The sequence below is a fragment of the Paenibacillus jamilae genome (genome assembly GCF_050482105.1).
Classification (GTDB): Bacteria; Bacillota; Bacilli; order Paenibacillales; family Paenibacillaceae; genus Paenibacillus; species Paenibacillus jamilae_B.
Genome location: NZ_JBCNHI010000010.1, coordinates 234542 through 247057, shown reverse-complemented (window position 1 = coordinate 247057; position 12516 = coordinate 234542). Strand labels below are relative to the sequence as shown.

Annotated in this window: 15 protein-coding genes; 8 read left to right on the top strand and 7 right to left on the bottom strand. The window is 42.2% G+C overall.

Translation table 11 applies throughout. The annotated features are described in order from the left end of the window. Nucleotides 1–61: 61 nt before the first annotated feature. Nucleotides 62–1027, top strand: a complete 966-nt coding sequence (locus tag ABEW32_RS07175; RefSeq protein WP_430186056.1) for an aminoglycoside phosphotransferase family protein — start codon at nucleotides 62–64, stop codon at nucleotides 1025–1027. 48 nt (nucleotides 1028–1075) lie between these two features. On the opposite strand, the gene ABEW32_RS07170 is transcribed toward ABEW32_RS07175, so the two are convergent. Beyond that, on the bottom strand, nucleotides 1076–1510 hold the full coding sequence (locus tag ABEW32_RS07170) for a hypothetical protein (RefSeq protein WP_430186054.1): 435 nt from the start codon (nucleotides 1508–1510) through the stop codon (nucleotides 1076–1078). 177 nt (nucleotides 1511–1687) lie between these two features. Between ABEW32_RS07170 and ABEW32_RS07165 the strand changes: the two genes are divergently transcribed. From ABEW32_RS07165 to ABEW32_RS07150, 4 genes are all read left to right on the top strand, one after another. After that, complete coding sequence (locus ABEW32_RS07165) at nucleotides 1688–2137, top strand: immunity 63 family protein (RefSeq protein ID WP_430186052.1); 450 nt, start codon at nucleotides 1688–1690, stop codon at nucleotides 2135–2137. 131 nt (nucleotides 2138–2268) lie between these two features. Beyond that, complete coding sequence (locus ABEW32_RS07160; protein WP_430186050.1) at nucleotides 2269–3252, top strand: ABC transporter substrate-binding protein; 984 nt, start codon at nucleotides 2269–2271, stop codon at nucleotides 3250–3252. Nucleotides 3253–3285: 33 nt separating this feature from the next. Beyond that, entirely contained in the window at nucleotides 3286–4311 is a 1026-nt protein-coding gene (locus ABEW32_RS07155) for a FecCD family ABC transporter permease (protein ID WP_430186048.1), read from the top strand. Further along, nucleotides 4308–5315 (top strand): FecCD family ABC transporter permease, encoded by a 1008-nt coding sequence (locus ABEW32_RS07150; RefSeq protein WP_430186046.1) that lies wholly within the window; start codon nucleotides 4308–4310, stop codon nucleotides 5313–5315. The genes ABEW32_RS07155 and ABEW32_RS07150 overlap by 4 nt, the downstream gene beginning before the upstream one ends. A 131-nt stretch (nucleotides 5316–5446) precedes the next feature. Here ABEW32_RS07150 and ABEW32_RS07145 read toward each other — a convergent pair whose 3' ends face one another. Then, complete coding sequence (locus ABEW32_RS07145) at nucleotides 5447–6022, bottom strand: NAD(P)H oxidoreductase (RefSeq protein ID WP_430186044.1); 576 nt, start codon at nucleotides 6020–6022, stop codon at nucleotides 5447–5449. A 231-nt stretch (nucleotides 6023–6253) separates the two neighbouring features. Here ABEW32_RS07145 and ABEW32_RS07140 point away from each other — a divergent pair, with 231 nt between their 5' ends. Then, nucleotides 6254–6637 carry a winged helix-turn-helix transcriptional regulator gene (locus tag ABEW32_RS07140; protein WP_430186042.1) on the top strand — a complete coding sequence of 128 codons (384 nt, stop codon included), beginning with the start codon at nucleotides 6254–6256 and terminating at the stop codon, nucleotides 6635–6637. A 56-nt stretch (nucleotides 6638–6693) separates the two neighbouring features. On the opposite strand, the gene ABEW32_RS07135 is transcribed toward ABEW32_RS07140, so the two are convergent. Beyond that, nucleotides 6694–7122, bottom strand: a complete 429-nt coding sequence (locus tag ABEW32_RS07135) for a VOC family protein (protein WP_430186040.1) — start codon at nucleotides 7120–7122, stop codon at nucleotides 6694–6696. A 210-nt stretch (nucleotides 7123–7332) separates the two neighbouring features. On the opposite strand from ABEW32_RS07135, the gene ABEW32_RS07130 reads away from it, so the two are divergent. Together ABEW32_RS07130 and ABEW32_RS07125 are read left to right on the top strand one after the other, a co-directional pair. Then, nucleotides 7333–7521 carry a DUF3934 family protein gene (locus ABEW32_RS07130; RefSeq protein ID WP_430186038.1) on the top strand — a complete coding sequence of 63 codons (189 nt, stop codon included), beginning with the start codon at nucleotides 7333–7335 and terminating at the stop codon, nucleotides 7519–7521. 141 nt (nucleotides 7522–7662) lie between these two features. Then, nucleotides 7663–8358 carry a pseudouridine synthase gene (locus tag ABEW32_RS07125; protein WP_430186186.1) on the top strand — a complete coding sequence of 232 codons (696 nt, stop codon included), beginning with the start codon at nucleotides 7663–7665 and terminating at the stop codon, nucleotides 8356–8358. Nucleotides 8359–8410: 52 nt separating this feature from the next. Here the strand turns inward: ABEW32_RS07125 and ABEW32_RS07120 are convergent, their stop codons facing one another. From ABEW32_RS07120 to ABEW32_RS07105, 4 genes are read right to left on the bottom strand one after another with little or no spacing between them, the layout of a single operon-like run. Further along, the gene (locus tag ABEW32_RS07120; RefSeq protein ID WP_430186036.1) at nucleotides 8411–9511 is read right to left on the bottom strand and encodes a GerAB/ArcD/ProY family transporter; all 1101 of its coding nucleotides are present in this window, start codon (nucleotides 9509–9511) and stop codon (nucleotides 8411–8413) included. 12 nt (nucleotides 9512–9523) lie between these two features. Further along, nucleotides 9524–9751, bottom strand: a complete 228-nt coding sequence (locus ABEW32_RS07115; RefSeq protein ID WP_016819002.1) for a hypothetical protein — start codon at nucleotides 9749–9751, stop codon at nucleotides 9524–9526. Nucleotides 9752–9757: 6 nt separating this feature from the next. Continuing rightward, nucleotides 9758–10936, bottom strand: a complete 1179-nt coding sequence (locus ABEW32_RS07110; protein ID WP_430186184.1) for a Ger(x)C family spore germination protein — start codon at nucleotides 10934–10936, stop codon at nucleotides 9758–9760. Between the two features lie 44 nt (nucleotides 10937–10980). After that, the gene (locus tag ABEW32_RS07105) at nucleotides 10981–12408 is read right to left on the bottom strand and encodes a spore germination protein (protein WP_430186034.1); all 1428 of its coding nucleotides are present in this window, start codon (nucleotides 12406–12408) and stop codon (nucleotides 10981–10983) included. Nucleotides 12409–12516 lie beyond the last annotated feature (108 nt).

The window sequence follows — 12516 nt, the reverse complement described above, 5'->3', positions numbered from 1 at the left end:
CTTTTTTATTTAGGTTTTACGGGTAAGAAGATTGATTCCTTTGTTATTTTGAAGGTAAACTATGGAAAGCATAACAAGGCTATTAATAGCAAGGAGGGGTGCGAGCGTGACGCAACACTTTAGTGAAATTCCGGCTGCCAGTACATGGAGCAACGTGCAAGAAATTCACAAGGGCTGGTCCAATGACAACAAGTATTATATTCAAACCGCTGACGGCAGGGAGTTACTATTGAGAATTTCGGATATCGCCCAATATGACAAGAAAAAGCGAGAATTTGAATCCGTAAAAAAGCTGCATCATATAGAAAACATTTTAATGTCCCGTCCACTTGATTTTGGGATATGCAACAACGGACAGTTGGTATATTCTTTATTTACCTGGGTCAACGGGGAAGATGCTGAAGGCGTTATCCCCACGTTAAACGTCGAACAGCAGTATCAACTCGGGTTTCAGGCGGGAGAGGTATTGGCTAAATTGCATGAGATTCATGCAGAGCAAGACCGAGTCCCATGGGCTGAACATTATAATGCCAAAATCAACAGATATATTAGAAACTTTAAGTCATGCGGCATTCCTTTAAAGGGAGCAGATCAAACGATAGGCTTTATTGAGCAAAACCGGCATCTATTAGATAATCGCCCCCAGACATTTCAGCATGGGGATTATCATGTCGGTAATATGGTGGTTAGCCCGTCTGGTGAACTGGGGATCATTGATTTTAATAGATTGGATTATGGCGATCCTTGGGAAGAATTCAATCGTATCACCTGGTGTGCGGAATTAAGCCCATTATTTGCTTCTGGTCGTATTCACGGTTATTTCAATAACAATGTGCCGGATTTATTTTTTAGATTAATGGCACTGTATATTGCAAGCAACCAGCTTTCATCGATTCCCTGGGCCATTCCATTTGGCCAAGAAGAGGTAGACGATATGGTGCAACGAGCTGAAGAGATTTTAGAGGGGTACGATTACTTTCAAACGGATATCCCAAAATGGTATCAACCTAGTTCACCTGAGTTGTAGAAAAATAAAGACCGCCGCTCCTGAGAGTGACGGTCTATTTATAGTGTTTTATGACTGTTTCTTAATCTTATAGGTGAATTCCCAAACGGCTTGATGGCCTGAGTAGCGTCCACGGTTTTCGGTAACAGTAACTCTTAACTTAACGGTGGAGCCTTTGGTAGAAATCGAAGAGACCTTTACATTCTTGGTGGCTTCACCTTCGTCAGGAATTTTGTCTTGCTCCTCAGCATACGCATACAACTTAATGTTACCTCCTGATTTGACCTTTACCTTTACGCTGCTGCCCTCACTAATGGATTGACCTGCCGCCTGGGCAGCAATGGCCCAATCGTTGCCTACATGGTCATTCGAGACCAAGGTTGCTTGCTGAAACGTAACGATATACGTGGTTGTTGCTGAAGCTGCGAGCGCGTACGTTCCATTGAAGATCAGGGATACCACTACCAATAAAATAGCCGATGCTTTCGCCCATACTTTATTCATTTGCCTGTCCCCTTCAATTTGAAATATCGAGGTGAATTCCCTCTATTCTAATTATCGTTTGTAGTAAAAAGAATTGTTAATGGTTGGTAAAAAAATAGTTTGGTATTTTATTGCATTACTCATAGCCTAATATGATGATGACTTAAATTTTAGTATAGAAAAGGAAGATGAAATAGGATGAGAAAAATATACAATGAACAAGAAATCATAGAAATGACCGTTAAGCTGCTCGAACAAACTTCGATGTACGAAGAACAGTATGAGCAATATGTAAGCCGACCTTTCCGTACAGGTTTTTATGATGATCTGAGTCCGCATGTGAAAGTTGGCCAACAGGGATACACGCTCCAAATGTATGAAAGAGGCGTACAGATGCTAAATAAGCTTACGAAAGATGTAGAGGATGTGATGTATTGGATCATCGAAGATACGATTCATATCATTGCTCATCTAAATCTGCTTCGTAAATATAAAGTAGATAACCGAAATACTCATCTAAAATATACCAAGGAGATCATGAAGGAGCTGACAACTGCAATAAATAAAGCATTTTATGAAATTGGAGGAATCTATCAGGAATGGCATGAAGCGAATAGAAGGGCAACGTTGGAAAATCCATTAAAGTAACTAAAACTTAAAGAAACAGTTGACAATCTTGGAGGTGAAATTTACAATTTTATATTAGTGATAATGATTATCAATATCACTAATTTTAAGTATGCTCTACAATTACAATATGTTAAAGGAGAATTTACAACATGCATTATATGATGAGCAAGAAATTTTACATGATTTTGTGTGCATTATTCGTAATAATCTTTGTTATTTCAGGATGTGGAAATGCTGGCACTTCCTCAGATTCATCTATCCAACCTGCCTCTTCCGCGAAAGAAGAGACAAGCGGTGAGTCTGGTACACGTACAGTCTCTACGATAAAAGGAAATGTAAAGGTTCCCGCTAATCCCCAACGGGTAGTGGTGAACTGGTATATTGGCGATGTATTCACGCTGGGAATCAAGCCGGTTGCGGTATTTGGTTGGAAACAAGAAACTATGCCTTATTACGATAAGTTTAACGGGATTCCTGTTATTGAAAAGTGGGAGACTGAGGAAATTATGAAGTACGATCCGGATCTCATTATTACATATGATACAAAAGATTATGATAAGTTGTCCAAAATTGCACCTGTTCTTGTAATACCTGAGGGTAAAATGACATCTGTGGAACGGATGAAATTCCTTGGTCAGGCCACCGGACATGAAGCAGAAGCGGATAAAGTGATTTCACAGTTTGAAAGCAAGTTGAGTGAGGCCAAAGAAAAACTAAATTCCGACATATTCAAGGACAAAACGTTTAGCATTTTTGAGGACTGGGGCAGTGGCTCCTACGGAATATATTATGAAACAGGCTCACGTGGAGGAACGTTGCTTTACGATTATCTAGGACTTCACAAACCGGAAAAGCTCGATACACTGATTAAAAATTCCGGAGAGAGTCGAGGATCTTTATCCTATGAGGTAGCTGCTGAATACTTTGGGGATTATGTCCTGTGGTTTAAACAGGAAGGCAAAGAATCCGAATATGCGAAAACCAAAATCTGGAGCAGTATTCCAGCCGTCAAAAATGGACACATCATCGAAATTCCAGCAAAATATGCAGGATTGTTCTACTATTCGGACGTTGCTAGTATGACAGGACAGCTAGATTATATTACTGGAAAATTACTGGAACAAACGAAGTAATGATGCATAATTGACCAACTAAGGGTGTAATCAATGTCTACTCACAAAGAACGAAATAGAAAAGGAATATTTCATTTTGTAAGCTACATGATTGTGGGGGTGTTCCTGCTCATGATAGTTTCCGCAGCATCCATCACCTTTGGTGCCGCAGAAATGAGCTTGAAGCTGGCATGGGGGGCTGTATTTCAATTTGACCCCAATATTACGGAACACCAAATCATTCACACATTGCGTTTTCCACGCACTGTGGCGGACATCATTGTTGGGTGTAGCCTAGCTGTGTGCGGGGCGATCATGCAGGGAACGACTCGCAATCCATTGGCCGACTCGGGACTCATAGGTATAAGCTCTGGCTCGACATTTGCAATTGCGCTATGTATGGCCTTTTTACCAGGCCGCACCTATGGCGAAACCATGCTATATTCTTGCTTGGGCGCAGCAATTACCACAGGAATTACGTACTACATCGCATCCATAGGCAAACGGGGGATGACACCTCAGCGCTTAGTGCTAGCAGGAATGTCCATCTCTATGCTCTTTGGTGCGTTCAGTACTTTTCTCGCTATTAAGTATGAGATTGGTCAAGCCCTTGATTATTGGTCTGCTGGTGGTACAGCCAGTGCCAAGTGGAGTGAACTGGCTTTCATTTCACCACTATTTGTAGTGGGCTTGGTCTGTGCTATTGCCCTGTCTCCCTCCATTACGATCTTGAGCTTTGGAGAGGAGGTGGCATCGGGCCTAGGAATTCGAGCGAATAGAATCAAGCTATTTTCAACCTTAATCGTATTAATTTTAACAGGGTTATCTGTTATTGTTGTCGGTCCTGTTGGGTTTGTAGGTTTGATCGTGCCACACATTATACGTTATCTGGTCGGTACAGATTATCGATACATTATTCCTGCCTCAGCATTGTATGGAGCAGTCTTTCTACTGGCAGCAGATTTGCTGGGACGTATGATTAATCGCCCTCATGAGACACCGCTAGGGATTATTTTTGCTTTGGTGGGCGTACCCTATTTTCTCTACCTTGTGCGCAAGCAAAGGAGGGAGTTTAGTTGAAGCTGTCCCGTAATAGCAGGGGTATAAGCATCATTTTACTGTTAACCGTGTTGACACTGCTGGTTGCCATACTCAGTATGAATGTTGGAAAAATGAACTTGTCTCCACTCGAAGTATTGAAGGTCATCACCGGCGAAGGAACGAACAAGCAGAACTTGATCGTATTTGAATTTCGACTGCCACGTATTGTACTTTCCATATTAGTGGGTATTGGCATGGGAATCTCGGGTTGTATTATGCAAAGCTTGCTCAAAAACGACATGGCCAGTCCGGGCACATTAGGCATCAGCTCGGGCTCAGGGCTATTTGTGCTTTTGTATATTACGCTGTTCGCCAGTGAAGGATTATTCTCGCCTATTATTCTTCCAGGACTGGCTTTTGCAGGCGGCCTTATGGCAGCCTTCTTGATTTTTATGTTTGCTTTCAGGCGGGGAAGAGACATTTCGCCCACTGGCTTAATTTTAACGGGTGTCGCTATGGGCAGTGGCTATAGTGCATTATCGCTGATACTGACGCTTCGACTAGACAAGCAACAGTATGATTTTGCGTTGCGTTGGCAAGCTGGAGATTTGTGGGGGGACGAGTGGAGCTATATTATGGTGCTGCTCCCCTGGGTGCTGATCATCTGCCTTTATGTTTTTTACAGGTCTAACACACTCAATACGCTGAACTTGGGCAATCAGACAGCATCGGGGCTCGGCGTAGCCATTAAAAGGGAATTTATCGGCTTGACGATCGCAGCAGTGGCTCTGGCTTCTGGTAGCGTGGCCCTTGGTGGGAATTTCTTTTTTGTGGGCATGGTTAGTCCCCATTTGGCTCGCAGGTTGGTAGGACCCAATCATAAGCTGCTGTTACCTACTACTGCATTGGTTGGCTCGCTCGTTATATTGATTGCTGATACCCTTACACGCACGATCAGTTTTGGTGCTGATATTCCAACCGGAATCATAATCACTATCTTGGTTACCCCTTATTTTCTCTATTTGTTGTCGAAGGCCAATTAATGTTTAATGAATGAAAAAACGCTAACCCACTTCCACGGAAATTATGGATGGGTTAGCGGCTTGTGGAAAAATAATTCTCTCTCGCATTCTGTTAGGATTTCCATACTTAGAAGAGGAGATGCTAATAAAGCCTAAACCTTAGCATAATTCAGACCCAAGCGATAAGCTTGGTCCAGCAATATTTCATAATGATCGGAATTTGAACCCAGAGTCTCATCTAAGAATTCAACCTTGGAGTTGGAAACACCGCAATAATCCGCAATACCCACGTTCAGCAAATGAGTAATCATTTCATCATAGTTACGCTTTTTCAGCTGCTCTTTCGAAACGCCAGCCAAGCTAATCCACAAGATATGCTGATGATGAAGGTTATTCGAACCGTACGCAAACCCATTGTTCCATACACGGTCAATATAACCCTTCAGCATAGCTGGCAAATGCCACCACCAAAGTGGAAAAATAAATGCCAACGCATCATGCTCCTTCATCCGCCTTATTTCCATTTCTACTTCAGGGGAAAAGGACTGTTCCTCAACGGACCAGTCTGGTTCATCTACTCCTTTTAAAACAGGATCAAAACCGATCCCATGCAAATCCAATATCTCATAATCATGGCCCGCATCGGCAAGACCTTGTACGAAACGACCGGCAACCTTAAAGGTCAAGGAATCTTTTCTCGGATGTGAAACAACGACTAGTACTTTCATGTTTTCACTACCTTTCTCAATAGGCTAACTTCTAGGCATGCTCATTGCTTGCTGCTATTATAAACAGTAGGAAAATAATCTGGAAGTACGCACTTTTACGTTCTATAGGATGATACAGGTGCCATAGGAACATGGAAGTGCCCTAGGTAGATTACCTAAACTGACCTGGGTCACGAATTGAAGTGATGGGTTGTTCTTAGCAAACGTAGCCTTCTAAAGGAGGATTAAGGAATGAATGAACCGACCAAAAATAGGGTTCAAAAGAAGTATCAAGTTGGAGTGGAAGCAGCTTTAGAGGTAATGGGAGGAAAATGGAAGCCTCTAATTATCTACCATCTGATGACAGGACGGAAAAGATCATCTGAATTTCGTCGGTTAATGCCCGGCATTACACAAAAAATGCTGACCACTCAGCTCAGAAGCCTGGAAAAGGATGGGATTGTTACACGAAAGGTTTTTAATGAAATCCCACCTAAAGTGGAGTATGAGTTAACGCACTACGGCTGGGGATTAAAACCCGCGCTAGACCATTTATGCTATTGGGGAGAGGATCACCTGGATAAGATCCATGGAGACAAATCCAAGGTTTTGGAAGAGTTCCAAGGCTGCGACTGATATGAAGCCCTCACAAAGTATACATTTAGAATAGCTTGCGAGGACAATATAAAAGGCTAATTGTCGGTCATTCCGTTATCATAACTTAATTGCCATTCAATTCCGAACTTATCTTTAAGGCTACCGTAGCATTTGCTCCAGAATGTTTCTTGAAGCTCCATGTTTACGGTCGCGCCTTCTTTTAATTTGTGAAAGTATGATCGAATTTTCTCCTCGTTCTTATTGACGATGGCGAGGCTGATGTTGTTTCCTGCAACAAAAGGCATACCAGGAAAAACGTCCGAAAACATCACATTACTCCCATCAATATGAAGGCGTGTATGCATGACCAAATTTTTGGCTTCTTCCGGGAGAGGATAATCGGGGTTAGGCGGTGCTTCACCGAACGTCATGATCTTTGGTTTCTCAGTCTCAAAAACATGTGCGTAAAATTCTGCTGCCTCGTGACAGTTTCCATTGAAGTTAAGATAAACATCAACTGACATTTGCTTTGCTCCTTCGAAAATCATTATTTTTCCATGCAACACAATCTAATTTCATTATTCACCTGTAAAGCAACAAAAATACAGCAAGTTCCGTTTTGCGAAAGTATCTGCGGATAATACGCTCAATTTTCAAAACAAACAGGCATTCTGTTCAAAGTAATGGTATGATAGCGTAGTTAAATCTGAACGACGAGTCATGGAGTGGATCATATGGGTGGAAAAAGCAAGGGTGGCGGAACCGGTAGAGGTACGGGAAGTAAAGGCTGGACACGCTGGAACAAAACAGCGAAGCCAGTAAGGCGGAAAAGCGCTACTGCAAGTGCGCCGGGAAATGCAGGAGTAGGAGCTGCAAAAGGCGGTGCTGCCAAGCCAAATGGGAATAAAGGCAGCAGAAATTAGTAAGCCGAGCATGTATAGGCTTGCCTTCAAAGGCGAACATCTGATTATGCATACGTAATCAGATGTTTTTTAATAAAAAATGCATATACACTCTCTATAGTTATCTATAAATCTGACACTATGAGGTAAAGGAAGTGAATGATGCGAATTAACAAGTACATTAGCGAGACAGGATTCTGCTCACGTCGGGAAACGAACAGGCTGATTGCAGCAGGAAGGATTACAGTTAATGGAATTGTGTGTGAAGCGGGCGCAGAAGTAGAGCCACAGGATATCGTGTTAATTGATGGGGAAGCTATCCCCGTTAACCGTAGTGAACCCGTATATTTGGCGTTAAATAAGCCTATCGGCATTGTATGTACGGCAGCGGAGCAAGTGGAGGGCAATATTATTCGCTATATCAATTATCCTTCACGTATTTTTGCCATTGGCAGACTGGATAAAGCGTCAGAGGGACTCATTTTATTAACCAACGATGGAAGCATTGTCAACCAAATGATGCGTTCCGAGCATGGTCATGAGAAGGAATATGTGGTGACGGTAGACAAGCCTGTTACAGATGAATTTACACAGACCATGTCTCGCGGCGTTGAAATATTAAACGTCATTACTAAACCATGCAAGGTTGATCGTATAAGCGAATACGAGTTTCGTATTATTTTGACGCAGGGTCTAAACCTGCAAATTCGCAGAATGTGCAAGGCTTTGGGCTACAGGGTGCTCAAGCTGGAGCGTGTTCGGATTATGAATATTACCTTGGATCATCTGCAACGTGGGCAATGGAGACATCTTGAGAAGGAGGAACTGGAGCTACTTCTTGCTAAATTGCAATCATGAGTACAACAAAATTTTATTTGAGGACCGTATATGCATACAGCCAAATACAACCTTAGTGATACTTTTTACGTAATTTTGACGAGCCGCCTACCTTACCCATCATCCATAGCACAATAGGAAACACAATACCGAAAATCATGGCGTAAAAAGGCCATATTGAAAAAAACATGGTTATAAATTGCATGTTTGGCCAAATAGAATGAACCATTGCCATTGCGATTAGGATCAGAGGAATTAAGAGAGAGTTAGCGCTCCGCAGACGAAAAGCATCTGCAAGCCCTTGTGCTGACACATATAAAAGCAGTGCGAGTCGGAAGAAAATGGTGACAAACCAAAACACGGCAACAAAAATTTCAAACCGTTGAAGAAACTCTCCGCTACTGATTGTTCGGTTAATAAAAAAAGTAGGAAACGTCAAATTAGATACAACACCTTCACTCATCACAGCGATTATTTGTAGAACCATGAAAAAATACATGCCGCCGCTAATCAAAGCACATGTAATCACTGTCTTTCTCCACTTTTTTGGATCGGGAATGTACTGTGCAAAAAAAAGATACAGAAATGCCTCAAGATAGGGAAAGGCAAACAAATTGAATGAAGCGAGAACGATAGGGTTCAAACCATACTCAAAAATAGGGAGCACATTATCTATGTGGCTTTCAGGAAGAAGGGTAATCCTAACCAAAATGTACAGAACAAGCAGGAAAAAAAACAGGATTTCCGCACAACGACCAATTACAGCAGGGCCTGATCGAACGGCGAAATAAATGACTATAAGCATGATGAAATATATGGCGTCGGGGGGAGTTTCAGGCATAATAGCTATCGTGATAAAATCGCCCAGATTTCGAAGCGTCATAATGAACACAAGAAAGGGAAAGAAAAAAATGAAAACGATGCTGATCGTCCCGCCCAAGGGACCGAAGAGGCAACGGAGATGCTCTACGAAAGATTTCCCCTGTATTTGCCTAGCGATGGAGGCATACAAAGGTATCAATAACAGATGAAACCCTAAGGAAACTGGGATGGAGAGCCAGGCATCTTGTTTAGCGGTAGCGGTAATTGCCGCTGGGAGTACCAGATATGCGCTTCCTATCTGATATAGTGCAAACCACATAATAGCTTGTCGAACGGTCAAGTTGGAATTCACCCCAATACCTCCTTAAGATAACATTTCTGTAAGTAACCGGCTTATCGGTTGAAATAGGATTTGAATGCCCGTCAGTGGAGTCGGCAGTTTAATGCTGACGATCCGTAGGATAATCAATATGACGCCTATAATCAACAATATTGAGCTGAATACAATTTCACGTACATATTGTTTCTCTTTAAATTTTTTAAACTCATACAACGATGCTAAAATGGAAGTTACGAGAATCACATAAAGCATATGCATTCACTCCTGATTGTGTGGTCCCATATCGATTGGACTGGTGATGTCTCCGAACCGGACTAAATGATAATTGAGCTGGATGTCCACTTCGAGCGTTTGAAATTTGTGTGACCAATCCTGTTTCCATTTATGCCACTCACGCGGGAATTTGCGGTGAAAAGCTTCTCCGAACCCGAATATATCGGACCCCATCTGTTGTGCATTTTGAATGCCTTCCTTCAAAGACCGTTCCAGATGCTCTTTAGCTGATTTTTGAAAATCTCTAAATGTTTCTTCATTCTTAAGGTCGGCCTTGCACGAGACCGTTCCGATATTGGATTCTGTATCCATAATAAGAGTAATGTGGGGCTTATGGTCTATTATTTGTGGGCGCATCTTTGCTTTGGAACGGATTACTTCAACAACAAATTTTCCTTTGGAATTTGGACAATTGATGGAAGCTACGGTACTGGAAACACGGTTGGATATATAGGTAAAGGCTTTACTTTGCGAATCATCCATCCAATCGATAAGTCGATCGCCCTTGAAAACACCAATTCCAGTGAAAAAATATTTAACATGTTGGGGCGACTTTGTCACATTATCAATAGTTAGACCTTTTTCTAGGTTCGTCAGTCGAATACCGGTGAGAACCGGTTCAATGCCATCCTCCGTAAATTTCTGCAAAAGATCTTTTACATTGACTGCAGAAGTTGGAGCCCATGCTTTTTCAGAGTTCTTTAATGCCTTATACATATCCATTGCAGGCAATACCTCGGTTGGAGCTACAAATGTAACGGCCTCTTTTGCTGAATTTTCTCTGACAACGGCCAAAAAGAAATCAGGCCGAACTTCATGGTCACGGAATAGAAAGTCCAGCGGCTCCTTGATTCCCTTTTTTGCTGTTTTTTCATCGAAAATGACAAATTTTAAGTGAGACATATACATTTTTCGGGACGATTCCGTTGTTAATTTTCGAATAGCTTCAAATATGGTATCGGCGCGTTTGGAAAAAACGATCGTTGGCGTCCGTTCCATGGGGGAATTCTGAGACATTTTCGATGGGTCAACCACTTGTAAACTGACTTCATATTGGTCATCAACTGCATCAATGCCCAGAGCCATCACGACGGAAATTGCGCTCAATTCCTTACTGTTCCAGCAACCCGTAAGAAACACCATTAGCCAGATGCACATAAACATTAATAAAATGGTGGATCGGTACGAGTTCATGATGGTCTACTCCTTTAGTTTTTGCGTTGTTTTTTAGTTTTATATGGAAAACGCAATATGGCGTCCTTCTGCTCCGACGATTTGTAATTGGCAAAGGGACTCAAATACGGTACACCGAATGAATGGAGCCCATTTAGATGCACAAAGAGCATGAGAATACCGACAGTCAATCCGTACACACCAAACATAGCGGCTATGCCTATGAAAGCGAAACGTAATATCCGAATTGGAATAGCAAAGGTGTACGAGGGAATGACAAAACTCGAAATGGCAGTTATTGCAACAACAATGACCATAACAGCCGAAACGATGTTTGCTTCTACAGCTGCCTGACCAATCACGATTGACCCGACAATAGAAACGGCTTGACCGACCGTCCGTGGCATACGGAGACCTGCCTCCCTCAGAATTTCAAAAACCACTTCCATGATCATCGCCTCAATAAATGCTGGGAATGGTACTCCTTCACGTTGCGCGGATAAGCTTAATAACAAAACTGTTGGAATCATATCCTGATGGAATGTCGTTAATGCGACATAAATGGCCGGAGCCAACATACAGATTGTCAGGCAGATGTACCTTAATATCCGAATGATACTACCGTAAACATAGGACTGATAATAATCTTCTGCGGATTGGAGGAAATCTGCAAACACCGCAGGTGCAAGGATGGCGAAGGGAGATCCATCCACAAATATTGCAATTTTCCCCTCCATAATCCCTGCTGCAATGGAGTCTGGGCGATCAGAATTATAAAAGAGTGGAAATATCGTGAATTGCTTATCTTCATGGAGACATTCTTCCAAATATTCGCTTTCAAGCACACCTTCTATATGCATGTTCTTTAACTTGGTTATCATGTCCTGCACCTTTTTTGGGTCAGCGACCCCATGTAAATACATGACAGATATATCGGTCTTGGTTTTTTCGCCAACTTTTACTGAAGTAAGACGTACTCTTGTATCCTTCACCCTTCGACGAACCATAGTCGTATTCGTACGTAAAGTTTCTGTAAACGCTTCTTGCGGACCTCTGACCACTGGCTGTGTCTTCGAGTCCGAAATGCTGCGTTCTTCCCATCCAGGCAATGAAATGACCAATCCTTCATCCATCTCATCCAGTAGTAGGAGAAGACCACCGGAGAGGATCTGTTCCAAAGCATCTTCAAAATTTTGAGTGAAGCTTGCTTCACCAATGTCCAAAATTGCGTTTTTCAATAACGGTAAAGTGATCTCGTCAGAGGAGACACGATCATGCAACGGACGGATCACGTTGTCCTGTACCTTTTGCATGTCAGTCATGCCGTCCAAATAAAAAAGAGCGGCGTGTGAATGACCAGCTGTGATTTCACGAACAACAAAATCCGAACTGTTACCCATGAAGTCACAAATGAGCTCGATATTCCGGCATAATTGTCTTGAAAATTTGGTATGTAACTTCATTGTCCCCCTCCTCAGATTCGTAGTATTAACAATAATCCGAAATAATACCACAATAATCCATGGATTTGTTGTCGTTAAGATTAATGACATTTTCGACAGTGGAGGGAG